The organism is Aurantimonas sp. 22II-16-19i (assembly GCF_002088275.1).
Taxonomy (GTDB): Bacteria; Pseudomonadota; Alphaproteobacteria; order Rhizobiales; family Rhizobiaceae; genus Jiella.
Map to the genome: position 1 here is coordinate 37,932 of NZ_AQQS01000022.1, position 23,108 is coordinate 61,039.

General features: G+C 68.2%; 18 protein-coding genes. 12 read left to right on the top strand and 6 right to left on the bottom strand.

What is annotated here, in order from left to right:
* Positions 1-14: 14 nt before the first annotated feature.
* Entirely contained in the window at positions 15-746 is a 732-nt protein-coding gene (locus tag ATO4_RS16970) for a GntR family transcriptional regulator (RefSeq protein WP_083592727.1), read from the bottom strand.
* 123 nt (positions 747-869) lie between these two features.
* Between ATO4_RS16970 and dctP the strand changes: the two genes are divergently transcribed.
* The 9 genes from dctP to ATO4_RS17010 all read left to right on the top strand — a co-directional run bounded on the left by dctP (position 870) and on the right by ATO4_RS17010 (position 11,673).
* Positions 870-1,892 (top strand): TRAP transporter substrate-binding protein DctP, encoded by a 1,023-nt coding sequence (gene dctP / locus ATO4_RS16975; RefSeq protein ID WP_083592728.1) that lies wholly within the window; start codon positions 870-872, stop codon positions 1,890-1,892.
* A gap of 184 nt (positions 1,893-2,076) precedes the next feature.
* On the top strand, positions 2,077-2,598 hold the full coding sequence (locus tag ATO4_RS16980) for a TRAP transporter small permease (RefSeq protein WP_083592729.1): 522 nt from the start codon (positions 2,077-2,079) through the stop codon (positions 2,596-2,598).
* Complete coding sequence (locus tag ATO4_RS16985) at positions 2,588-3,904, top strand: TRAP transporter large permease subunit (RefSeq protein WP_083592730.1); 1,317 nt, start codon at positions 2,588-2,590, stop codon at positions 3,902-3,904. The genes ATO4_RS16980 and ATO4_RS16985 overlap by 11 nt, the downstream gene beginning before the upstream one ends.
* Before the next feature lie 15 nt (positions 3,905-3,919).
* Positions 3,920-4,081, top strand: coding sequence for a hypothetical protein (locus ATO4_RS27795; RefSeq protein WP_176223036.1), 162 nt, complete (start codon positions 3,920-3,922; stop codon positions 4,079-4,081).
* Between the two features lie 4 nt (positions 4,082-4,085).
* Positions 4,086-5,819: an L-arabinonate dehydratase gene (gene araD / locus ATO4_RS16990; protein WP_083592731.1), complete on the top strand. Its 1,734-nt coding sequence runs from the start codon at positions 4,086-4,088 to the stop codon at positions 5,817-5,819.
* A gap of 100 nt (positions 5,820-5,919) precedes the next feature.
* Complete coding sequence (locus ATO4_RS16995; RefSeq protein WP_083592732.1) at positions 5,920-7,434, top strand: aldehyde dehydrogenase (NADP(+)); 1,515 nt, start codon at positions 5,920-5,922, stop codon at positions 7,432-7,434.
* Between the two features lie 7 nt (positions 7,435-7,441).
* Positions 7,442-8,152, top strand: coding sequence for a ribonuclease activity regulator RraA (locus ATO4_RS17000; RefSeq protein WP_083592733.1), 711 nt, complete (start codon positions 7,442-7,444; stop codon positions 8,150-8,152).
* A gap of 406 nt (positions 8,153-8,558) precedes the next feature.
* Positions 8,559-10,748 (top strand): anthranilate synthase, encoded by a 2,190-nt coding sequence (locus ATO4_RS17005; RefSeq protein ID WP_083592734.1) that lies wholly within the window; start codon positions 8,559-8,561, stop codon positions 10,746-10,748.
* 22 nt (positions 10,749-10,770) lie between these two features.
* The gene (locus ATO4_RS17010; RefSeq protein ID WP_083592735.1) at positions 10,771-11,673 is read left to right on the top strand and encodes a cation diffusion facilitator family transporter; all 903 of its coding nucleotides are present in this window, start codon (positions 10,771-10,773) and stop codon (positions 11,671-11,673) included.
* Positions 11,674-12,290: 617 nt separating this feature from the next.
* On the opposite strand, the gene ATO4_RS17015 is transcribed toward ATO4_RS17010, so the two are convergent.
* A complete protein-coding gene (locus ATO4_RS17015; protein ID WP_176223037.1) occupies positions 12,291-13,874 on the bottom strand; it encodes a tyrosinase family protein in 1,584 nt (527 codons plus the stop codon).
* 670 nt (positions 13,875-14,544) lie between these two features.
* Between ATO4_RS17015 and leuA the strand changes: the two genes are divergently transcribed.
* The 3 genes from leuA (at position 14,545) to ATO4_RS17030 (ending at position 17,743) form a co-directional block, all read left to right on the top strand.
* Positions 14,545-16,212 carry a 2-isopropylmalate synthase gene (leuA, locus tag ATO4_RS17020; RefSeq protein ID WP_245308797.1) on the top strand — a complete coding sequence of 556 codons (1,668 nt, stop codon included), beginning with the start codon at positions 14,545-14,547 and terminating at the stop codon, positions 16,210-16,212.
* Between the two features lie 7 nt (positions 16,213-16,219).
* Positions 16,220-16,993 (top strand): alpha/beta fold hydrolase, encoded by a 774-nt coding sequence (locus tag ATO4_RS17025; protein WP_176223038.1) that lies wholly within the window; start codon positions 16,220-16,222, stop codon positions 16,991-16,993.
* A gap of 90 nt (positions 16,994-17,083) precedes the next feature.
* Positions 17,084-17,743 carry a hypothetical protein gene (locus ATO4_RS17030; RefSeq protein ID WP_083592738.1) on the top strand — a complete coding sequence of 220 codons (660 nt, stop codon included), beginning with the start codon at positions 17,084-17,086 and terminating at the stop codon, positions 17,741-17,743.
* A 77-nt stretch (positions 17,744-17,820) separates the two neighbouring features.
* Here the strand turns inward: ATO4_RS17030 and ATO4_RS17035 are convergent, their stop codons facing one another.
* The 4 genes from ATO4_RS17035 to ppsR form a co-directional block, all read right to left on the bottom strand.
* A complete protein-coding gene (locus ATO4_RS17035; protein WP_083592739.1) occupies positions 17,821-19,014 on the bottom strand; it encodes a geranylgeranyl diphosphate reductase in 1,194 nt (397 codons plus the stop codon).
* A gap of 17 nt (positions 19,015-19,031) precedes the next feature.
* A complete protein-coding gene (locus ATO4_RS17040; protein ID WP_245308793.1) occupies positions 19,032-20,555 on the bottom strand; it encodes a BCD family MFS transporter in 1,524 nt (507 codons plus the stop codon).
* A gap of 3 nt (positions 20,556-20,558) precedes the next feature.
* Positions 20,559-21,476 carry a chlorophyll synthase ChlG gene (chlG, locus tag ATO4_RS17045; protein ID WP_139802515.1) on the bottom strand — a complete coding sequence of 306 codons (918 nt, stop codon included), beginning with the start codon at positions 21,474-21,476 and terminating at the stop codon, positions 20,559-20,561.
* A gap of 154 nt (positions 21,477-21,630) precedes the next feature.
* On the bottom strand, positions 21,631-22,989 hold the full coding sequence (gene ppsR, locus ATO4_RS17050; protein ID WP_176223039.1) for a transcriptional regulator PpsR: 1,359 nt from the start codon (positions 22,987-22,989) through the stop codon (positions 21,631-21,633).
* Positions 22,990-23,108: the final 119 nt, after the last annotated feature.

Consider the following 23,108-nt stretch of genomic DNA (forward strand, 5'->3'; position numbering starts at 1 on the left):
CTGCCGGCGTTCGCTCAGCTCTCCGGCTGCAGTTCCAGATATTCCGGGTAGCGGCCGATGATGCTCGGCAGGGCGCTCAGCGTGCCGGACAGATGCTGCCGGATGGCGGCCTCGGCAGCCGCCGCGTCGGCACTCTCGATGCCGGTCAGGATGTCCGCGTGGCAGTCCAGGATGCCGGTCGTCTTGCCGGGATCGGGAAGGTTCAGGGCTCGCAGCCGGTCGATATGGCCGGAACGCTCGGAGATCACCCGCCAGAGCTGCGGAAACCCGGCCGCGTCACAGAGCGAGAGGTGGAAGTGCCGGTCGAGAATGGCGAATCGCTCCAGGTCGTCGGCCTCGACGGCGGCCCGTTGCAGCGACAGGATCTGCCGCGCCCGCAGCGTCGCGGACGCATCGCCCCGGCTGACGAGCGTCTTCATCACCTCGACTTCCAGGGCGACCCGCAGGAACTGGGTCTCCCTGGCATGGGCGACGTCGATCTTGGCGACGACGGTACGGGACTGCGGGAAGATCTCGACCAGGCCCTCGCGCTGCAGCTGGAAGAAGGCGTCGCGCACCGGCGTCTGGCTGACGCCGTATTCGGCGGCGAGCTGGGCGCGGGACAACAACTCCCCCGGCTTCAGCCGCAGATCGACGATGCGCCGCCGCAGCGATCCGTAGATACCCTGGGAGGCGAGAGGGCGCCGCTCGAAGTCGCTGGGAAAGTCGAGATCGGGCGCAAGCGCCGCGTCGCCAGTCGAATGCATGGGCTGTCCGTCCGTCAAATCACGTGGCGCAGATGGTAACAGAGCTTGCGAGGGTCCAACAAATATATTAGTGCTTCAGCGCTCCGGTTGCGACCGGTGAAGTTTTTTCCAGGGAGGAAATTCATGTCCATCCGCACGATCGTACTCGCCGGCCTCGCCTCGGCGGCGCTCTCGGCGCCCGCGCTCGCCGAGACCTACACCATCCAGACCTCGTTCAACGCCGGCGACTTCTCGACGACCTATCTCACCGAGAACTGGCTGCCGAAGATCAAGGAGATGACCGAGGGCCGGGTCGAGATCAACCTGACGCCGTCCGGCTCGGTCGTGCCCTCCAAGGAAACGCCGCAGGCGGTCTCGATGGGCGTCCTCGACGGCGACTTCACCTCGGTCAACTACTTCTCCGGTCAGGAGCCGGCCTTCGCCATCCTCGGTGACCTCATCTCCGGCTACGACACCCCCGCCCAGATGCTCGGCTTCTGCAAGGACGGCTCGGGCGAGAAGGTCTGGCAGAAGGCGCTGGACGAGATCGCCGATGGCCAGGCCCATCTCATCGGCTGCGGTCCCTACAGCCGCGAGTCGCTTCCCGCCCGCGTGCCGATCAGGACCTTCGAGGACCTGCAGGGCAAGAAGATCCGCTCGCCCGAGGGTCTCGCCTCGGCGGTGTTCGCGGCGGCCGGCGCGAGCCCGGTGTCGATCCCGTTCTCCGAAGTCTATGGCGCGCTGGAGAAGGGCATCGTCGATGCCGCCGACGCCTCGGCCTACGTCAACAATGCCGCCACCGGCCTCAACGACGTCGCGCCCTATCCGCTCTATCCGGGCATCCACTCCATGCCGGCCATGGAGCTGACCATGAACAAGGACAAGTGGGACGGCCTCGAGCCGCAGGACCAGAAGGCGCTGCGCGACTGGTTCTACATGGCGATGGAGGACCTCACCAACGTCGTTCACGAGCAGGACGAGAAGCTCGCCCAGGAAGACGCCAAGAAGGAAGGCATCGAGGTCATCGACTGGTCCCAGGACAGCCGCGACAAGATGCGCGTCGTCGCCCGCAAGGAGTGGGAAAAGTTCGCCGAGAAGAGCCCCCTCGCCAAGGAAGCCCTCGAGGCGAACCTCGAATACATGAAGACCATCGGCCTGATGAACTGAGCCGGGGCCGGCTCCGGCCGGCCTGCGACCCTCCGGGTCCGGGCGCCCCCGCGGCGTCCGGATGTTGAGGCGATCGCACTCGACGACCCCACCCGCCTCGGCTGTCCCTGCTGCCCATCGCGGCCGCAGGCGCATGTCCGGTGGGCAGCCTTTCCCTTCGCTCCTTCGTGTCCCCGGAGACCCCATGAGCAAGTTTCTGTCGCGCTATGCGGCGGCGATGGACCGCGCCAGCGTCTTCATCGGTCACGCCTGCTCGGCGCTATTCTTCGCCTGCATCGGCTTCTCGGCCCTCGAGGTCGTCATGCGCTACGGCTTCGATCATCCGACCTCGTGGTCGATCGAACTGACGATGGCCCTCTGTGCCATGGCCTGGGTGCTCTCCGTCGGCTACGTCACCGAGCGCAACCGCCACATCTCCATCACCATGCTGGAACTCGTCGTCGGTCCGCGGGTCTGGCGCTGGTTCCGCCTGATGCAGATCCTCGTCGCGATCGTGACGATCTCGATCTTCGCCATGGCGGTCTGGGACCCGGCGCTCCGGGTGTTCTCGCGGCCGGAATCTTCCGGCACGTCGCTGAACTCGATCCAGCCGAGCCTCCTCAAGGTCTTCATCCTGGTGGGCGCGGTCCTCTACGTCCTCCAGCTCCTCGCCAATCTGATCCGCTGGGTGCAGGGCACCGAGAAGGCCGCGACCCATGGGCATTGAGTACATCACCCTCCTGATCGTCGCCTCGCTTCTGGCGCTGATGGCGATCGGCATTCCCCTCGGCATCACCACGCTGCTGGTCTCGCTCGGCACCGCGGTGCTCTATTTCGGCGAGCGGGCGGGCTTCTTCCTCGTCTCGGCCAACGTCACCGAGGTGCTCCACAAATACGAGCTGATCGCCGTGCCGTTCTTCGTCTTCATGGCGAACGTCCTGGAGCGCTCGGGCATCGCCCACACGCTGTTCGAATCGATGGCGATCCTCGGCGGACGGTTCCGCGGCTCGGTCGCGGTGCAGACGACGATCGTCGCGGTGCTGCTCGCCGCCATGAGCGGCATCATGGGCGGCGAGATCGTCATGCTCGGCCTGATCGCTTTGCCGCAGATGCTGCGCCTCGGCTACGACCGGAAACTCTCGATCGGCATCATCTGCGCCGCCGGCGCGCTGGCGACGCTGATCCCGCCCTCGGTGGTGCTGATCGTCTACGGCCTCGCGGCCCAGGTCTCGATCACCAAGCTGTTCGCAGCCTCCGCGGTGCCCGGCCTGCTGCTCGCCGGCCTGTTCATCACCTACATCCTGATCCGGGTCCGGCTGAACCCGGCGATGGCGCCGATCTACGACATTCCCGAGACCGGCCTGCCGTTCTTCAACCGGCTGAAGTTCCTCAAGGGCGCGGTGCTGCCGGGCATCCTCATCGTCGTCGTCCTCGGCATGATCTATGGCGGCATCGCCACGGTGACGGAAGCCGCCGCCATCGGCGCGGTGGGCGCGGTGATGGTCTCCGCCGTCACCGGCCAGCTCTCCTGGACGATGGTGCGCAACGCCATGCGCCAGACGGTGCTGACGGTCGGCTCGATCATCTGGCTGGTGCTCGGCGCGGTCTCGCTGATCGGCATCTACAACCGCATCGGCGGCGGCGACTTCCTGCGCGATCTCCTCGGCTCGCTCGACATCGCGCCGATCATGGTCATCGTCGTCATGATGCTGATCGTCATGGTGCTCGGCACGTTCCTGGAATGGATCGCGATCCTCTTCATCACCGTGCCGATCTTCGCGCCGGTGGTGGCCGATCTCGGCTACGATCCGATCTGGTTCGGCGTGCTCTTTGCCATGAACATCCAGATCTACTACCTCTCGCCGCCCTTCGGGCCCGCCTGCTTCTTCCTGAAGTCGGTGACCAAGGACATCGAGCTGCAGGAGATCTTCGCGGCGGTGCTGCCGTTCATCGGGCTGCAGGCGATCGGCCTCTTCCTGGTGCTGCTCTTCCCGCAGATCGCCCTGTGGCTGCCATCCATGCTCGGCAACTAGACGAGGAGGCTCACGATGCAGACCGATCTTCACGACGAAAGCGAAGAGGGCATCTCGGCGGCGGCCTTCGACGCCGAGGAGAAGAGCGACCAGGCGGACTTCGGCAACTGGCCGGAGATCGTCGGCCTCGTGCTCGTCCTCCTCATCACCTACATGATCCTCGAAGTCACCGGATAGCTTCATGCCCTCGAAGACCTACGCGGACCTGCGCTCGGCACGCTGGTTCGCCCCCGACGACCTGCGCAGCTTCGGCCACCGCTCGCGGATGATGCAGCTCGGCTATTCCGAGGACGACTTCGTCGGCAAGCCGATCATCGGCATCCTGTCGACCTGGTCGGAGCTGAATTCCTGCCACGGCCACTTTCCCGAGCGGGTCGAGAACGTCCGCCGGGGCGTGCTGGCCGCCGGCGGCTTCGCCGTCGAGATGCCGGCCCTCTCGGTGGACGAGAGCTTCACCAAGCCGACCTCGATGCTCTATCGCAACATGCTGGCGATGGAGACCGAGGAGATGATCCGCGCCCATCCGCTGGACGGCGTCGTCCTGATGGGCGGCTGCGACAAGACCACGCCCGGCCTGATCATGGGCGCGATCACGGCCGGGGTGCCGATGATCTACCTGCCGGCCGGCCCGATGCTGAGCGGCCACTATGCCGGCCGTGTTCTCGGCTCCGGCTCGGACGCCTGGAAATACTGGGACGAGCGCCGCGCCGGCAACGTCACCGACGAGGAATGGCTCGGCGTCCAGGGCGGCATCGCCCGCTCCCACGGCACCTGCATGACCATGGGCACCGCGGCGACCATGATGTCGATCGCCGACGCCCTCGGCTTCACGCTGCCCGGCGCCTCCTCGATCCCGGCGGTCGACAGTGGCCACCAGCGCATGTCGACCGACTGCGGCAAGCGCATCGTCGACATGGTCTGGGAGGGCATGACGCCCGACATGGTCGCGACGACGCCCGCCTTCCACAACGCCGCCAAGGTGGCGATGGCCACCGGCTGCTCGACCAATGCCGTCGTCCACCTCATTGCCATGGCGCGGCGCGCCGGCGTCGACCTGACCCTCGACCATCTGGACGAACTCGGCCGGGTGACGCCACTGATCGCCAATGTCCGCCCCTCCGGCAAGGGCTACCTGATGGAGGACTTCTTCTACGCCGGCGGCCTTCGCGCGCTGATGAAGCAGATGGAGGCGATGCTCGACACCTCGGTCCTGACGGTCAACGGCAAGACCCTCGCCGAGAACATCGCCGGCGCCGAGGTCTACAATGCCGACGTCATCCGGCCCCTGTCGAACCCCGTTTACAAGGAAGGCTCGCTGGCCCTTTTGCGCGGCAATCTCTGCCCCGACGGCGCGGTGATCAAGCCGGCGGCCTGCGACCCGAGGTTCCACGTCCATGAGGGGCCGGCGCTGGTCTTCGACAGCTACCCGGAGATGAAGAAGGCCGTCGACGACGAGAATCTCGACGTCACCCCCGACCACGTCATGGTGCTCAGGAACGCCGGGCCCCTCGGCGGTCCGGGTTTCCCGGAATGGGGCATGCTGCCGATCCCCAAGGCGCTCATCAGGCAGGGCCACCGCGACATGCTGCGGATCTCCGACGCCCGCATGTCCGGCACCTCCTACGGTGCCTGCGTCCTGCACGTCGCACCGGAGAGCTTCATCGGCGGTCCGCTGGCGCTGCTCAGGACCGGCGACACCGTCCGCCTCGACCTGCCGAACCGGCGGCTCGACATGCTGGTCGACGAGGCCGAACTGGCGAAGAGAAAAGCCGAATGGACGCCGCCGGAGCCTCGATTCCAGCGCGGATGGGGCTACATGTTCTCCCGCCACGTGACGCAGGCCGACAAGGGCTGCGACTTCGACTTCCTCGAGCGTGACTTCGGCGCCGCCGCCGGCGAGCCGGACATCTTCTGATCGAACGGCCGGCCAGCCGGCCGGCCCCCATCGGTGAGCGCGGCGGCGCCGACGCGCCCGCGCCCGCCGATCCCCTTGAATTGACGAAAGAGGTCCAACAATGGCACTCGAACTGACCGGCAAGCATCTGATCGCGGGCGAATGGAAGGCCTCCGGCCAGACATTCCAGTCCGAGCCCGCGAGCGGCGAGGCGCGCGAATTTTCCGTCGGCACGCCCGACCTCGTCGACGAGGCGGTGCGGGCGGCCGAGGAGGCCTTCTGGAGCTATGCCGCCACCAGCCGCGAGGCGCGCGCCGCCTTCCTCGAGACGATCGCCGAGGAGATCGACAAGCGCGGCGAGGAGATCACCGAGATCGGCACCGAGGAGACCGGACTGCCCGCCGGCCGCCTGCAGGGCGAGCGCGGCCGCACCACCGGCCAGCTGAGGCTCTTCGCCAGCCATATCCGCGACGGCGCCTATCTCGACCGGCGCCATGACGCGGCGCTGCCCGACCGCCAGCCGGCGCCCCGTCCGGACATCCGCATGATGATGCGGCCGATCGGCCCCGTCGCCGTCTTCGGCGCGTCCAACTTCCCGCTCGCCTTCTCCACCGCCGGCGGCGACACCGCTGCGGCGCTTGCGGCCGGTTGCCCGGTGGTGGTCAAGGGCCATGGCGCCCATCCCGGCACCGGCGAGATCGTCGCCCAGGCGATCGCCGCCGCTGTCAAGAAGCACGACCTGCATCCGGGCGTCTTCTCGCTGGTCCAGGGCGGCAAGCGCGACGTCGGCGAGTCCCTCGTCACCCATCCGCTGATCAAGGCCGTCGGCTTCACCGGCTCGCTCGCCGGTGGCCGGGCGCTGTTCAACCTCTGCGCCCAGCGGCCCGAGCCGATCCCGTTCTTCGGCGAGCTCGGCTCGGTCAACCCGATGTTCCTGATGCCGGAAGCGGTGAAGGCACGGGGCGAGGCCATCGGTAAGGGCTGGGCCGGCTCGCTCACCATGGGTGCCGGCCAGTTCTGCACCAATCCGGGCATCGCCATCGTCGTCGACGGCGAGGGCGCCGACGCCTTCACAGCCGCCGCCGTCGAGGCAGCGAAAGACGTCGCCAAACAGGCGATGCTCACCGACGGCATCGCCGAGGCCTATCGCAAGGGCGCGGCGCGCGTCGAGGCAACCCCCGGCGTCAAGGCGCTGATCGGCGAGGCGAACGCCTCCCGCCATGCCTCGCCCTACATCTTCGAGACCACCGGCGAGGTCTTCGGCAGGGACGAGACGCTGACCGAGGAAGTCTTCGGGCCGCTCGGCATCGTGGTGCGCGTCAAGGACGTCGCCGAGATGGAGACGCTCGCCAAGGGCCTCCACGGCCAGCTCACCGTCACGCTGCACATCGATGCCGGCGACGCCGAGGCGGCCGGACGCCTGATGCCGACGCTGGAGCGCAAGGCCGGCCGCATCCTCGCCAATGGCTTTCCGACCGGCGTCGAGGTCTGCGACGCAATGGTCCATGGCGGCCCGTATCCGGCGTCGACCAACTTCGGCGCGACCTCGGTCGGCACGCTGTCGATCCGCCGCTTCCTGAGGCCGGTCTCCTACCAGAACCTGCCGGAAGCGATCCTTCCCACCGACCTCAAGTGAGACTTCGATGAACGAGGCAACCCGCGAAAAGCTGATGGGCGTCTCCGTGGCGACGCTGGCCACGGCGCTCTACAAGCGTGGCCTGCGCAGCCAGGTGATCCAGGGCGTCCACCCGGTCAAGGCCAAGGGCCGCAACATGGTCGGTCCGGCCTTCACGCTCCGCTACATGCCGGCGCGCGAGGACCGCAACCAGCTGTCGGAGTTCAGGAAGCCCGACCATCCGCAGCGGGTTGCCATCGAGACGTGCCCCGCGGGGCACGTCCTCGTCATGGACAGCCGCAAGGACGCCCGCGCCGCCTCGGCCGGCGACATCCTGATCACCCGGCTGATGGTGCGCGGCGGCGCCGGCATCGTCACCGACGGTGGTTTCCGCGATGCCGTGACGATCGGCGAGCTCGATATCCCGGCCTACCACACCCGGCCGTCGAGCCCGACCAACCTCACCCTGAACGAGGCGATCGCCATCAACGAGCCGATCGGCTGCGGCGACGCCCCGGTGTTTCCGGGCGACGTCATCGTCGGTGACGACGACTGCGTCATCGTCATCCCGGCCCATCTCGCCGACGAGATCGCCGACGAGGCGGTCGAGATGTCGGCCTATGAGGACTTCGTGGTGGAGAAGGTGAAGGGCGGCGAGACCATCATCGGCCTCTACCCCCGCACCAAGGACGAGCACCTCGCCGCCTTCGAAGAATGGCGCAAGGCGAACGGCCGCTGAGGCTCTCGCCCGGTCTGGAGCGCGATGAGATCAGCTTCGATCGACATGCCGCTCCATCGTATTGTTGCCGCATGATCTTTCCCAAAGACCGGTTCCCACTGTTCGGAATCATGCTCTGAAAGTTGCGAAGGGGCCGCGTCGCCGAGGTGGCGCGGCCCTTGGCGTCGCGCCTCCGCAACGCGCATTGCGAAACCCTTTTCCGGCCATTGCCCTTTCTGCCGCCAGCAGCTATCGGTCAGCGATGGAAAACACGATCGTCACGACGATGAACTGGTGGTGGGCGCTCTAGCGGAGCGGCCGAGCCGACATGCGTCGTGATCTCGAACGAAGGCCGCCTCGAAGTCCGGGCGGCCTTTTTGCTTGTGGCGTCCGGACCAAAGGGCACAACCCCCGGGGGGAATTTCCGATGGTGAGCGAGCATCTTCAGGACGGCGCGGAGCGCTACGAGACCGCCGGCGGCGTCACCGTGACGCGCAGGCGCGAGAAGGTCGCCTATGAGGGCGCCATCGATCCCTATTTCGACCGGCTGGACGGCCGTCGCGGCGCGATCCTGTTCTCCAACTACGAATATCCCGGCCGCTACACCCGCCAGGACGTCGCCTTCGTCGACCCGCCGCTGGCCATCGCCTCGCGCGGCCGGGCGCTCTGGATCGAGGCGCTGAACGCCCGGGGCAGGGTGCTCGCCGGCTTCCTCGCAAAAGCCCTCGACGACTGCGCCGACGTCGCCTCCGTCACGGTCGGGGACAACCGGATCGACGTCACCATCGCCGAGCCGGAACAAGCCGTCACCGAGGAGGAACGCTCGCGCATCCCGACGGTGTTTTCGGTGCTGCGGACGATCGTCTCGCTGTTCCGTTCATCCGAAGATGCGGCCATTGGCCTCTACGGCGCCTTCGGCTACGATCTCGCCTTCCAGTTCGATCCCGTCGCCGAGGTGCAGGCCCGCGATCCGGCCCGGCGCGACCTCGTCCTCTATCTTCCGGACGAACTGCTCGAGGTCGATCACTATTCCGCCGCGGCCTATCTCACCCGCTACGACTTTGCCTTCGCCGGCACTTCCACGGAAGGCCTGGAGCGGGGCGGCCCTGATGCACCATTCGTTGCGTCCGACACGATCCCGGCGCGGGGCGATCACCAGCCGGGCGAATATGCCGAGCTGGTGCGCGCCGCCAAGGAACAGTTCCGCTGCGGCAACCTGTTCGAGGTGGTTCCAGGCCAGGTCTTCTACCAGCGTGCCGAGCACCGCCCGTCGGAGATCTCCCGGCGGCTGAAATCGGTGAACCCGTCGCCCTACTCCTTCTTCATCAATCTCGGCGACAACGAATTCCTGATCGGCGCGAGCCCGGAGATGTTCGTCCGGGTCAATGGCCGGCGCGTCGAGACCTGCCCGATCTCCGGCACGATCAAGCGCGGCGAGGATGCGATCTCCGATTCCGAGCAGATCCTCAAGCTGCTCAACTCGAAAAAGGACGAGTCCGAGCTGACCATGTGCTCCGACGTCGATCGCAACGACAAGAGCCGGGTCTGCGAGCCGGGCTCGGTCAAGGTAATCGGCCGCCGGCAGATCGAGATGTATTCCCGCCTGATCCACACGGTGGACCACATCGAGGGCCGGCTGCGCGACGGCATGGACGCCTTCGACGCCTTCCTCTCCCACGCCTGGGCGGTCACCGTGACCGGCGCGCCAAAACTCTGGGCGATGCGCTTCATCGAGAGAAACGAGAAGAGCCCGCGCGCCTGGTATGGCGGGGCCGTCGGCATGGTGCATTTCAACGGCGACATGAACACCGGCCTGACGCTGCGCACGATTCGTCTCAAGGATGGGATCGCCGAGGTGCGCGCCGGCGCGACGCTGCTTTACGATTCCAATCCCGAGGAGGAAGAGGCCGAGACCGAGCTGAAGGCCTCCGCGCTTCTCGGCGCGATCCGCGACGCCGGCGCCTCGAACGCCGCGGCCGGGGCTCGGGAAGCCTCGAAGGTCGGGGAGGGGCTGAACATCCTCCTCGTCGACCACGAGGATTCCTTCGTCCACACGCTGGCGAACTATTTCCGCCAGACCGGCGCCAAGGTCTCGACGGTGCGCACGCCCGTCCCGGCCGAGGTCTTCGAGCGGATCGATCCCGACCTCGTGGTCCTGTCGCCCGGTCCCGGCATGCCGTCCGACTTCGACTGTAAGGGCACCATCGCCGCGGCGCGGGCCCATGGCGCGGCGATCTTCGGCGTCTGCCTCGGCCTGCAGGCGCTGGCGGAAGCCTATGGCGGCGCGCTGCGGACGCTGCACGTGCCGATGCACGGCAAGCCGTCGCGGATCCGGGTCGACAAACCTGGCATCATCTTCTCCGGCCTTCCCAAGGAGATCACCGTCGGGCGCTATCACTCGATCTTCGCCGATCCGGTGCGCCTGCCGAAGGACTTCGAGGTGACGGCCGAGACCGACGACGGCATCGTCATGGCCTTCGAACATCGCAGCGAGCCCGTCGCCGCCGTCCAGTTCCACCCCGAAAGCATCATGACGCTCGGCGGCGACGCCGGCATGCGGATGATCGAGAACGTCGTCGCCCATCTGCCGAGACGCGCCAGGGAGAAGGCCGCCTGAGCGCGGGCGGCCATTTGTGACAATGCCAGAATCCAACGCTCCGCTCGCCAAGCGCGTGGCGGCCGCGACGGTCGCCGTCGCGCTCGTCGTCCTTGCGATCAAATATCTCGCCTACGTCCTGACGGGATCGGTCGCGCTGTTCTCGGACGCGCTGGAATCGATCGTCAACGTCGTCGCCGGGCTGATCGCGCTCTGGGCGGTGACCGTCAGCTACAAGCCCGCCGACAACGACCATCCCTTCGGCCACACCAAGGCGGAGTATTTCTCCGCCGTGGTGGAAGGGGCGCTGATCGTTCTCGCCGCCCTCCTGATCCTGCGCGAGGCCTGGGGCGCTTATCTGGAGCCCCGCGGCTTCGAGGCGCCGGTCGAGGGGCTGTTGCTGAGCGGTCTCGCCACCCTCATCAATGTCGGCTGGGCGACCTTCCTGATCCGCTTCGGCAAGGCCCACCGCTCGCCGGCGATCTCCGCCGACGGGCGGCACATCATGGCCGACGTCGTCACCTCGGTCGGCGTCGTCCTCGGCCTGATCGTCGCCACGCTGACCGGCTGGACGATCCTCGACCCGCTGCTCGCCGCGCTGGTCGCCCTCAACATCCTGTGGGAAGGTGCCCGCGTCGTCACCACCTCGCTCTCAGGGCTGATGGACGAGGCGATCGATTCCGAATCCGACGCCAAGGTCCGCGAGACGATCTCCTGCAACGCCGACGGCGCCATCGAGGTGCACGACCTCAGGACCCGTCTTGCCGGGCGGGCGATGTTCATCGAGTTCCACCTGGTGGTGCCGGGCGAGATGACCGTCGCCGACTCGCACCGCATCTGCGACCGCATCGAGGACGCCCTGCAGGACCTCTTCACCGGCGTGCGCGTCCTTATCCACGTCGAGCCGGAGGACGAGGCCAAGCAGACCGGGGTGCCGGTGCTGTGACTGTCGGGGAGCGAGGCTGGAAGCGTTGCGCCTGCCGCTGAACCCGTGAAAGATCATGAACTCCGCGCGATCCGCCTAGCCCCTCGCGAGGGCGAGGCCCCTATGCGTCGATGCCCGATGGCGTGGAGTCCCGCCGGTCTTCCCCCGGCCGGTCCGGGCGACATCTGCCACTCGCGCCAGGCCTTGTCCGTATGAAGCCCGGGGCTCTTGTGCGGACGGGTGGTGATGCCATCCGACGCGTCGGCATTCTCGGGCACCGTCCCTACAGGGTTCACACATCTCCTGTCAGATACGAACGAGCGGCCGCCTGTTCTCCGGTCCGACGTCGCAGAACCGGTCAAGGCAGCAAAGCTTCGTCATCGCGGGCTTGACCCGGGATGACGAAGCGGCGGTGCTTCCAGCGCTTCTGCGACGTCGCTTCGTCGTGCCAGATGTCGATCGCAACACCGGCGCGAGATGGGTGAATCTTCTAAAGACAAGACCCTAAAGCGACGAGGGGCGGGGCTGGCGCCGGCGCCTGCTTTCCCGCAGCCGCGCGCCGCGAACGTCCCTCGCAAGGCGCCGGTCGCAACGGCGCCTGATCCGACCTGTGTTCGATGCCGGTTCGGCCCCTGTCCTCACTGATTCACCAGCTCGATATTCCCGATCACCGGCTGTGCCCCCGCTTCCGGATTGTCGGCCGGGACGACATAGTAGCTCAGCGGATCGCTGATGACGCCGGACTGGATCTGCCGGGTGATGTCGAAGACGAACCGCACCGGCTTGGCGGCGGCATCGGTGCCGAAGGGCTGGGCATCGAAGAACTGCAGCGAGCCGACATAGTTGGGGCTGTCGCCCGTCGACGGCTGGCTGCCCGGCTGGCCGGCGAAGACGTTGTAGACCGTGCCCGGCTGGACGTCCGTCCGGATGCCGGAAAGGACGAGATACTGGCGCTTGTCCGAACTGCGCAGGCTTTCCGAAAAGCTCTGGATCGAGGCGCCGCGCAGCATGGGTGACAGCGTGATCGCCGTCGGCGCCGCGCCGAGCACCAGCGGCTGGCCGGTCGTCGCCATCGTCTGGGACGGTATCGCGGGCTGCTCGGGCGTCTCGCCGTCGCCGGGCGAGGGGGCTGCGGCCGGTGGCGGGGTCCCGCCCGCCTGTGCGACCTGCGTGCCGCCGCCGAGGATGTCGTTGACCGCCGCAGCGCCGCTGGTCGCCGTCGATGCCCGCCCGACCGAGGCCACGGCCGCCTGCTGGCGCGGCAGGACGTCATAGGCATAGCCGAGCGGCTCGATCGCCGTGACCTGTCCGTTGGTGACCTCCGTCCGATGTCCGGACGCGTCGGCGAAGACGTGCACCTGCCGGCTCGCCCATTGCGCCCCGGTCGGGTTGCGCCCGCCATTGGCGTTCCATCCGGCCCAGATCCGGTCGATGTTGCAGTGATGGATCCAGAAGATCGGGTCCTGGGCGGCGAAGGGCACCGAGCCCATGTTCTGCGTGCCGCCGGTGTTGACGTGGATGAAGCCGTGCAACTCGTTGTCGATGCGCTCGTTGAAGCCCTGCGGCACGCCCTGCGGGCCGCTGTAGTACTGCCGCTCGTCCATCACGTCGAGGGACAGGAGATTGCCGGGCAGCCCGCCGCGGATGCGGTTCAGCGGCGTGCCCTCGTTGATGCCGGGGTTGCGATTCGCCTGGTAGAGCGCCGAAAACACCGGATCGTCCGGCTGGCGGAATTCCACCGGGATCGAGGCGTCCTCGGTATAGTTCCAGTAGGGCAGCGTGAAGCTGTCCTCGCTGGTCACCCTGCGGATCGTGTCCTCGAAGAACAGGATGAGCGCCCTGTGCCAGGGCAGGAAGTTCGGCTCCCAGGTGTTGCTGCCATGGGCCTGGCAGGTGCTCCACACCAGGTTGGCGAGGTCCCGGTCCGGGCTCGGCTGGCTGCCATAGATCCGGTTGAGCTCGGCGAGCTTGCTGCTCGAGCCGCTGACCGCGTGGGTGTACCACTGGAAGACCCAGGAGGAGGGAGTTCCCGCGCCGCTCTCCTTCATGATCCTCACCGCCCGGGCATAGGTCTCGAGATTGCGCTTGCCCTCCTGCGTGCGGGCGTCGTGACGCACCCGCAGCGGCTGGGCGCTGGCGAGCTGCCCGAAGCTTCCCGGCAGCAGCGTCACCACCGTCAGCGATGCCACGACCTTCAGAATTGTGCGTCTCGACATCATCATGGGACAGACCTCCAGCGGGAAGAACGAACGAGCGAGAGCGCAGTCATACGCCGGTTCGACTTCCGGCGCATTACAATGACGTTGCGTCACAGTAATGTTTTCCGGCCGCCCCGTTCCGTGCCCCCCGTCGCGCGGTTTCCTGGCTGCAGGCGGTCGAGGGCTCGCGGCATATTTTGCCGTCTTGCATTTCGGACCGGATCGGCTAGTTTCGCGCCCCATGAAGACGACGATGACCCCTTCGGCTTTCGGCCCGCGCGATACTCGCGCCGTCTCGTCGCGCGCCCTGCTTCCGCTTCTTGGCCTCCTTATCGGCGACCGTCGGACCCGGTGAGTCAGGGGCGTCCGGCGGTCGAAGCCGGCGCGGTCTGTTCGGACCGATCCGCATCCGCCCCTCGCACCCTCACCAACTCCGTTCCTCCACGGAGCCGTTCGTCGATGAAGACGGCGCTGCGGCATCGCCAACACCCCCGATCGACCATCGGCGGGCCCGATGCACAGAGCCGATGAGCCCGAGCGCCTTTCCTGCCTCCCCACGGTGGCAGGGCGCCCGCCAGCTCCCCGCGCGAACGCTCCGAGCGATCAAGGTTTGAAGCCGATGTCAGTCAGTCCCGCCACCTCATCCGCCGCCGCGCACTCCGGGGAAGAGCCCGCCGCGAGCCCGCGGACCACCATGCCGGACGCGCCGCGCAAGTACCGCCCCTATGGCCAGATCGACCTGCCCGATCGCACCTGGCCGTCCAACACCATCACGCAGGCGCCGGTGTGGTGCTCGGTCGATCTCAGGGACGGCAACCAGGCGCTGGTCGATCCCATGGGCCAGGACCGCAAGGCCCGCTTCTTCGCGCTGTTGCTGGCGATGAACTTCAAGGAAATCGAGATCGGTTTCCCCTCGGCCTCCCAGACCGATTTCGACTTCGCCCGCTGGTGCATCGAGCAGGGCGGGGCGCCCGAGGACGTCTCGCTGCAGGTGCTGGTCCAATGCCGCCCGGAGCTGATCCAGAAAACCTTCGAATCCCTGGAGGGCTCGGTCCGACCGATCGTCCACTTCTACAATTCCACCAGCGAGCTGCAGCGCCGCGTCGTGTTCCAGAAGGACCGCGCGGGAATCCGGCAGATCGCCGTCGATGCGGCGAAGATGATCACCGACATGGCGGCTAAGGCCGGGGGCGGCTACCGCTTCGAATATTCGCCCGAGAGCTTCACCGGCACCGAGCTCGATTTCGCCGTCGAGATCTGCAACGCGGTCGCCGAGGTCGTGAAGCCGACGCCCGAGAACAGGCTGATCTTCAATCTCCCTGCGACCGTCGAGATGTCGACGCCCAACGTCCATGCCGACCAGATCGAGTGGATGTGCCGCAACCTCGACAATCGCGACAGCCTGATCGTCTCGCTGCATCCCCACAACGACCGGGGCACCGCCATCGCCGCGACCGAGCTCGGCCTGATGGCCGGCGCCGACCGCGTCGAGGGCACCCTCTTCGGCAATGGCGAGCGGACCGGCAACGTCGATCTGGTGACGCTCGCCCTCAACATGTACACGCAGGGGATCGATCCCGGCCTCGACGTCTCCGACATCAACAGGATCAAGGACGTCTACGAATACTGCAACAGGCTGACGATCCCCGAGCGCCACCCTTACGTCGGCGAACTCGTCTACACCGCCTTCTCCGGCTCCCACCAGGACGCCATCAACAAGGGCATGAAGGCCCGGCGCGCGGCCAACAGTGAGGTCTGGGAAGTCCCCTATCTGCCGATCGACCCGAAGGACGTCGGCCGCAGCTACGAGGCGATCATCCGCATCAACTCGCAGTCGGGCAAGGGCGGCATCGCCTACATCCTGCAGGCCGACTACGGGCTCAACCTGCCGCGCAACCTGCAGATCGAGTTCCGCGAGGACATCCAGCGGATCACCGACGAGACCGGCGTGGAACTGCCGGCACGGGCGATCTACGACCGCTTCATCGAGCGCTATGTCGAGCAGCCGGCGGGCCGGATCAAGTTCGTCGACCACTTCACCCGGCCGAACCAGACCGTCAAGGGCGAGCGCATCGTCGAGGCGACGATCCTCGACGACGGTCGGGAAATCACCATCGAGGGCAACGGCACCGGCCCGATCGATGGCTTCATCGACGCGCTCAAGCGCCATCTCGGCATCGAGTTTTCGGTCTTCGACTATTCCGAGCACTCGCTCGGCGCCGGCTCGGACGCGCGGGCGATCTGCTACATGGAGATCGCCCATCCGGGCGGGCGGCTGTTCGGCGCGGCGATCAACAAGAACATCGTCTCGGCCTCCCTCGAGGCGATCGTCTCGGCGGTCAACCGCATCGTCGCGGCGTGAGCGGCCGGTGATCGAGACGCCGCGCCTCCATGCGCTGGAAACGGGAGGCGGCGACGAGCCGCCTGTCGTCTTCCTGCACGGCTTCGACGGCAGGGCCGAGGCCTTCGATGCCGTCGCCGCCAGCCTGGCAGGCGAGGGGCGACGCTGCCTCGCCTTCGACCTTCCCGGCCATGGCCGCTCGGCCGATTATCCGGGCTTCGGCCCGCCCAAGACCGCCGCCCGGGCGGTTCTCGCCGAGCTGCAGCGACGCGGCATCGCGCGGGCCCATCTCGTCGGCCATTCCATGGGCGGCGCCGTCGGCTGCCTCGCCACCCTGTTCGAACCGGGCCGGGTCGCCTCGCTGACGCTCCTCGCGCCCGGCGGCTTCGGGCCCGAGATCGGCCTCGATCCCATCCGCGCGGCGATGACGGCCGAGACCGTGGGCGACCTTCGCACAGCGCTCGGCCGGATGACGGCCCCCGGTTTCGCCGTCCCGCCGGACGCTGCGAGGGGCAACAACTGGCCGGAGGGGCGGGCGGCCATCCGTTCCGTCTTCGACCTCCTGTTCGGTTCCGGCAGCCAGGGCGTCCTGCCGCTGGCGGCGATCGCCGAAACGGGCAGGCCGATCGAAGTCCTCTGGGGCGAGGCGGACCAGGTGACGCCCGTCGGCCAGAGCGACGACCTGCCGCCGCCCTTCGCGGTGACCCGGCTTCCCGGCGTCGGCCATATGCTGATGCTCGAGGCGCCCGCAGAGACCTCGGCCGCGGTCCGCCGCGCCGTGGCGAGGGGCGAAGCTGACTGAGCGGCCGTGACGCGGCGTAACGGCAGTTTCCTTCGGCGGCAAACCCCGGTACGGTAAACATTCGGTAAAGCGGCGCGATTCGAGGCAGGAATGGGCGAGACCAGGGAAAAGACCGTCCAGCTGACGGGCCAGCTCACGGGAACGAAGCGGCTGGCGGATGCGGTGCGTCAGGCCAAGATCGCCACGGCCCAGCGCTCCGACGTCGTCGTCGACATCCGCGAGGCGGACCGCGCCCGCCTCGACATCCTGGCGGAAGAACTGCAGCCGATCATCCGCGAGCTCGAGCCCGGCGACGACTATTTCGACTTCACCGTCTCCGGCGGCAGCCATCCGCGCCTGTGGATCGATGGCACCGCCAATGTCCTGATGGCGCGCGACCGGCGAACCTACCGGTTCGTCCGCGAGACCCGGCTCGGTCGGCTGACACTGGCCGAATCCACCGAGCCGCGGGTGATCGCCGACCATGTGACGGATTATGTCGCCGAGCGCATCGTCGAGCGCGAGAAGGCGTTCGCCGCCGACGACGTCATGCGGCTCGCCGAGACCCACCAGCCGCCCCGCGCCGCCAAGGCGGCGCCCGAGGCGGACGAGCCGCTCCGCATGAAGGAGCCGGCGTCGCAGGCGCGGCTGGCCCGCTCGCGGGCGAGCGATGTCGCCATCGCGCTGATCTGGCTGATGATCGGCGCCGTCATCGGCGCCGCCATCCTGCTCGCCATCGCCTCCTATCGCGGCGTGGTCATCCCGGGCTGACGATTCGTTCCCGGCGCGGTCCCGGCTGACAGGTCTCTCCCGACCGGACCGACCACCGATCCTCCGCGTGGATTGCGTCAGGGCGAGACCAGCCGGAACAGATGGGCGAGATCCTTGAAGAAGATCCGCATGTGCGCTGCCGGATCGCGGCGGCTCAGCTTCTTGTTCATGTAGGATTCCCAGGTCAGGCGCTGCACGTCCTTGTCGCGGCAGATCGAGACGAAGCGCTCCCGCTGCTTGTCGGAGCGGTACCAGAAGGTCTGCATGATCCCGAGGATCCAGAACACCCGGCCATGCTCGCGCATGAAGGCTTTTCGCGCCGTCGCGAGGGCCTTGACGTTGCCGGTGGCGAGGAATGCCGTCGCGGCTTCGGCGACCATCACGGCGCTGACCATGGCATAATAGATGCCCTCGCCGGAGGCCGGGGCAACGACGCCCGCGGCATCGCCGGCGAGGATCACGTCGCGGCGGTTGTCCCAGCGCTTCAGCGGCTTCATCGGGATCGGCGCGCCCTCCCGGCGCAGCGTCTCGGCGCCGGCGAGCCCCGCCGCGGCCCGCAGCCGCTCCACCGCCGGGCGCAGGCCGTAGCCCTTGATCGCGCTGCCGGTTCCGATCGAGGCGGTCTCGCCATGGGGGAACACCCAGCCGTAGAAGTCCGGCGAGATGCGGCCCTGATAGTAGACGTCGCAGCGCACCGGGTCGTAGTCGGCGCCCTCTGCGGCGGGCTTCGCCCGGACGATCTCGTGATAGGCGAAGACGCAGGGCACCTTGTCGGCGCCCTTGATCGCCTGGCGGCCGACGGCCGAGCGCGCGCCGTCGGCGCCGACGACGAGGCGGGTCGCGATCAGCCTCTCTCCGCCGCCCGTTTCATCCGCGCCGCAAGGCTGGTAGCGAACCATGGTCCGCCCGCCGTCGCGCTCGATCGCGGTGAAGCGGCCGGTCAGGCGCGTCGCCCCGGCCGCCGCCGCCCGCTCGCGCAGCCATTCGTCGAAATGCTCCCGGTCGACCATGCCGACATAGCCGTTGTCGATGGGCATCGGCACGCGCTTTTGCGACGGCGCGACCATCTGGGCGCTGGCGATGCGGGCGACGAGGAGGTCCGGTGCGATGGCAAAGTCCCGCACCAGGCGCGGCGGGATCGCCCCGCCGCAGGGCTTGATGCGGCCCGCCCGGTCGATGAGCGCCACCGTGTGGCCGGCCCTCGCCAGATGTTCGGCGGCCGTCGCGCCGGCAGGGCCGCCGCCGACCACGACCACGTCGAAGAAGGCCATGTCGCGTCTTGCATCCGTCATGCCGGCACCACGTCGCTGGAGGAGGGCCCCGGCTCTCGCCGCGAGGATGCGGGCGGCGCCGAAGGCCGGGTCACGGCACGCAGGGCGAGCCGCGCCGAGAGGATGAAGAGCAGCGCCTCGGCGCCGAAGACGAAGGCGTAGGCGCTGCCGCCCCCGCCGAGGTTCTGGCCGAGGATCTGGCCGGTGAGATCGACCGCCACCGTGCCGAGAAAGCCGCCGAGGCCGAAGGCGATCGCCTGCGAGGCGCCCCAGACGCCCATCCGCACGCCCTCGCGTCCCTTGGCGCCCTCGCGGGCAAGGCCCATCATCCGGGCGATGGCGGCGACGGCGAAGACCCCGTTGCAAAGGCCGAGGGCAAAGACCAGCGGCGTCAGGGCGACGAGTCCCGGCAGGAAGCCCGAGGTCGCAAGGAGGCCCAGCGCCAGGGCCGAGCCGAGACAGCCGGCGACGCAGAGCCCCGTCAGGATGCCGGGGAGGCGGCGGGCGAGGAGCGGCGCCGCGAGTGCGACCAGCACCATGCCGAGCACCGTGCCGCCATGCTGGGCGCTGGAGAGGGCGGTGGTCTCGCCGGGCGTCATGGCGAAGACCAGGCCGGCGAAGGGCTCCAGCACCAGGTCCTGGGCGCTGTAGGCCAGCATCGACACGAAAATCAAGATGGTGAAGCGCCGCGTCTCGGCCTCGGCCCAGATTTCCGCGAGCGCCACCCGGAAGGCCGGCTTCGCCGCCGCCTCGGGCGTCTTCGCCGTGCCGCCCGAGCCCGAGGTCTCGACGCCGGCGACGGCGAGGAGGCTGACGAGGAAGGCGATGGCGCAGACGGTGGCGGTCACCGCCACCAGCCGGGCGGGCGAATAGGGATCGAGGAACTGCCCGGCGAGACCGGTCGTCACGGCGAAGCCCGCGATCATCATGATCCAGATCAGCGTCGCCGCCGGGCCGCGGCGATGCGGGGCGACTTGGGTGGCGACGAGGGTGAGGAGATTGGTTCCGGCCGCCCCGACCCCCGCCCCGATGAGGACGAAGGCGAGCATTGCGGCCAGGATGCCCGCGGTCGGCGACGTCGACATCAGCGCCGTCGCCGCCGCGGCCCCGACCGCGCCGAGGCCGAGCACGGCCATGCCGCCGACGATGAAGGGCGTGCGCCGCCTGCCGCCGTCCGATCCGTGCCCGAAGGCCGGGCGCAGCATCTGCAGGGCGTAGTGGATGGCGACGAGGGCGCCGGGCACGATGGCGGGGAGGGCGAGTTCGACCACCATCACCCGGTTCATCGTCGAGGTGGTGAGGACGACCATGGCACCGAGGGCGGTCTGGACGAGGGCGAGCCGGACGATCTGCAGCCAGGTCAGGCCGCCGCCACTTGCCGGCACCGCCGGCCGGTCGGAGGTCACCGGCACCGCCGGCCGCTTCGAGGCCTTCAGGAAGACCGGCCCGTCCGGCGCCGCCTGCACCCGCGGGGCCGAGGTCTCGCGGACGCTCCCGGAGGCGATCCCCGGCGACATCCGGCTGCGGGCGTGCCTGATCATGCCTCAGCCTCCATTGATGCCGGCGAGCGCGAAGGCGGCGATCATCATGCCGAGGACATAGAGGCTGGTTCCGGTGGCGTTGTACCACGGCGCCTTGCCGCGCGGATCGGCCATGAACCGGCGCATCAGGACGATCTGGAAGCCGATCAGGCCTGCCACCGCGAGCCCGTGCCACGGCGCGCCCCAGGCCGGCAGCAGCAACGCCACCACCGCCTGCGGCATCACCATGACGGCGCAGGCGATCAGCGCGGCGGGCCGGATCCCGTACTGGACCGGCAGGCTGCGCACGCCGAGGGCGCGGTCGCCCTCGATCGCCTTGAAGTCGTTCAGCGTCATGATGCCGTGGGCGCCGATGCTGTAGAGATAGGCGACGAAGATGATCCGCGCGTCGGGCAGGCCGCCGGCGACGACCGCCGCCCCGGTGAACCAGGCCAGCCCCTCATAGGAAAAGGCGACGGCGGCGTTGCCCCACCAGCCGTTGCGCTTGAGGCGCAGCGGCGGCGCGCTGTAGGCCCAGGACAGGACGCAGCCGAGGGCGGCGGCGATGCCGACCCAGGGCCCGAGGGCGAAGCCGACGGCCAGCGACAGCGCAGTCCAGACGATGGCGAGATAGAGCGCCGAACGGCCCGGCATGCGGCCGGACGGGATCGGCCGCTGCGGCTCGTTGATCGCGTCGACATGGCGGTCGCACCAGTCGTTGACCACCTGGCTGGCGCCGCAGAGCAGCGGTCCGGCCAGGATCACCCCGGCAAGGACGAGCCAGAAGCCGGCCTGGTCGGCCGAACCCGCGGAGCGCGCCGAGATCGCGCCGCAGCCGAAGGCCCACATCGGCGCAAACCAGGTGATCGGCTTCAGGAGTTCGATCCCGGCCGAAACGCTCGGACGCGCCAGTGACGCGGAATCTGCAATCAATCGGCTCATGCCCGGAAGGCTATGCGGCAGGCCGGAAAGTGTCAATCGGAATTGACACTCCCGCGTCAATCAATCTTGATCAACATCCCGATGCCAACCGGCGGATCGCCCGCGCCTTCAAGGCGAGCCGCTCGGTCTCATTGGAGACAGCCGACGCGAGGCGTCAGTGCGTCTCGTCGCTTTCCGAGAAATTGCCTGAAATGCCGTGCCGGCGGAGCTTCGAATAGAGGCTCTGGCGGCTGAGCCCGAGCATCTCGGCGGCCGAGGCCCGGTTGTTGCGGGTCAGGTCGAGGGCCGCCTCGATGCAGAGCTGCTCGATGATGTCGGCGGTTTCCCGGACGATCTCGCGCAAGGGGACGCGGCCGACGAGGCCGGTCATGTCGTGGGCGGAGCGGAACGGCTCGGAGGGTGCCGGGCGGGGCGGGGTGCGCGTCGCCTCGCGGATGGAGAAGCCGTAGAAGCGCTGGTCGTTCTTGGTGATCGCCGAGCCGCTGACCTCCACCTCGACGACGCCGCCATAGCGGCTGTTGAGGTGGGTCGAGAAATTGCGCACGAACCCTTCGGCATCGATCGCCTTCATCAGGATGGCGAGTTCCACCCCGCGGCGGCCGAGGAAGTCGCCCAGCGGCCGACCGACCACCTGGTTGCGGCTGGCGAGTTCGGTGACGTCGAGAAAGCTCTCGTTGACGTCCTGGACGAGGCCGTCGGGACCGACGACGGCGATGCCGTCGGGCAGGCTGTGGCTCAGCTGGGCGACGAGGTCGCGCTCGATCCCGTCCCGGTCGACGAGGCTTCCCGCCGAAAACCGCAGGATGATCCGGCTGCTGCCGTGCTGGCGATAGAAGCGGGCCGCGACGGGCACGGCCTTGTCCTCGCTTGGCAACGTGACGCTGGCCGTCTCCGACTCACCCGAATTGCGAGCCGCGGCGATGAGTGCGTCCACGGCGCCCTGGTTCGCCGGCCCGAACAGCGCCGCGAGACCGGCACCGGCGATCCGCTTGCCGTCGGTCTCGAAGCGCTGGCGCGCGGCGAGGTTCGCGTCGATGATCCGGCCGGTGCCGGCATCCACGAGAATGATCGGCTCGAGCGCCGTGTCGAACAGCACCCGGTACTGGGTCTCGGTGCTGCGCAGCCGCGCATAGTCGGTCTCCAGCGCCAGCTGGGTCTCGATGAGGTTCTGCTGCAGCGATGCCATGGTCCGCAGATCGCGGCCGAGCGCCAGCCGCATGCCGTGCTTGGTCAGCGGCATCAACGAATAGCCGATCGGCAGGTCCGCACCATGCGGCATCGGATGGTTGATCTCGCGCCGCGCAGGAGAATCCCGGTCGGGCTGCTCGGAGAGCATCCGCTCGACCTTCTGCCGGCTTTCGCTGCTCACCACGTCGACGAACTTCTTGCCGATCCAGCCCTTCTCGATGTCGCCGAAGAGGTCCGGCTCGCGAATCGCGATGTCGGCGATCGTACCCGAATCGTCCAGGAGCAAGGCGACGTCCGTCGCGGCCGTGACCATGGTCGCGACCATCGCAGCTTCGAGATTTGCGAAGGAACGGCTCGGATCGGAGAATTGCCGGCCAGTGCTCGGATGTTCCATCCTCGGTGCGCCTATCTCTTGCCGCCCCCCCGGGGTTGAAATCGAACCTG